At 64.9% G+C, this 1419-nt stretch carries 1 protein-coding gene; it reads left to right on the top strand.

Translation table 11 applies throughout. The features are described 5' to 3' along the window. The coding region (locus tag AB0H00_RS31945; protein WP_357273670.1) for an amino acid adenylation domain-containing protein at positions 1-1419 on the top strand (1419 nt) is incomplete at both ends.

Raw genomic sequence — 1419 nt, 5'->3', positions numbered from 1 at the left:
CCGGATCCTGCGGGACTGGAACGACACCAGCTACCCGGTTGATTCCGGGTTGTTGCTGGATGGGTTCCGGCGTGCGGTCGAGGCTGATCCGGGTGCGGTGGCGGTGGTGTTCGAGGGTGTGGAGCTGACCTACGGTGAGTTCGATGCGCGGGTGAATCAGCTTGCGCGGTTGTTGATTTCCCGCGGTGTGGGTGCGGAGTCGTTGGTGGGGTTGGCGGTTCGGCGTTCGCTGGATCTGGTGGTGGGGATGTATGCGATCGTGGCGGCGGGTGGGGCGTGGGTGCCGTTGGACCCCGATCACCCGGCCGAGCGGATCGCTCATATCCTGGACACGGCACGCCCGGTGTGTGTGGTGACCACCAGCACCGACACGGTCCCGGTACCCGACGACATCGCTGTCGTGGCTGTGGACATGTTGGATGTGGCGGGGTTCGATGCTTCCCCGATCCGTGCGCGGGAGTTGTCGGCGCCGGTGACGGCGATGAATCCGGCGTATGTGATTTTCACTTCCGGGTCGACGGGTCGCCCGAAGGGTGTGGCGGTCTCGCATGCGGCGATCAACAATCAGATCGAGTGGATGCTGGCGCAGTATCCCCTCGGACCGGGTGATGTGTATCTGCAGAAGACCGCGACCACGTTCGATGTGTCGTTGTGGGGTTATTTCCTGCCGTTGCGGGCTGGTGCGAAACTGGTCGTCGCGACCCATGACGGTCACCGCGACCCGGTGTATGTCGCGGAAACCATTACCGCGCAGCGGGTGACGGTGACCGATTTCGTGCCCTCGATGTTGACGGTGTTCGCCGCGCACCTGCCGGCGGGGTCGGTCCCGACACTGCGGGATGTGTTCGTGATCGGTGAAGCGTTGCCACCGGAAACGGTGACGGCGTGGAATGCGGTGTCGCAGGCGGTACTACACAACCTCTACGGTCCGACCGAGGCCGCGGTATCGGTGACCTACTGGCCCGCCCGCGGTGGTGATGAACGTAGCGTGCCGATCGGGGTGCCGCAGTGGAACACCCGCGTGTATGTCCTGGATGCACGCCTCCAGCCCGTCCCCGCGGGGGTGGCGGGTGAGTTGTATCTGGCCGGTGACCAGCTCGCGCGTGGCTATGTAGCACGCCCGGACCTGACCGCCGACCGGTTCGTGGCCAACCCCTTCACCACCGGTGAACGCATGTACCGCACCGGTGACCTCGTGGTCTGGCGCGCACCCACCGAAAACCTGCCACACCGGTTGGAGTACATCGGGCGCACCGACTTCCAAGTCAAATTCCGTGGCCAACGCATCGAACTCGGCGAGATCGAGACCGCGTTACTGACCCAACCCGGCGTCAACCAAGCCGTAGCTGTGGTCACCACCTCGAGCCTGGGCGAACAGTTGGTCGCCTACGTCGTGCCCGCGCCCGGCCAACAGATCGA

It is taken from the genome of Nocardia sp. NPDC023852 (assembly GCF_040639505.1).
GTDB lineage: Bacteria > Actinomycetota > Actinomycetes > Mycobacteriales > Mycobacteriaceae > Nocardia.
Note: the sequence above shows the minus strand (reverse complement) of the source record. Positions and strands in the feature narration are given on the sequence as shown.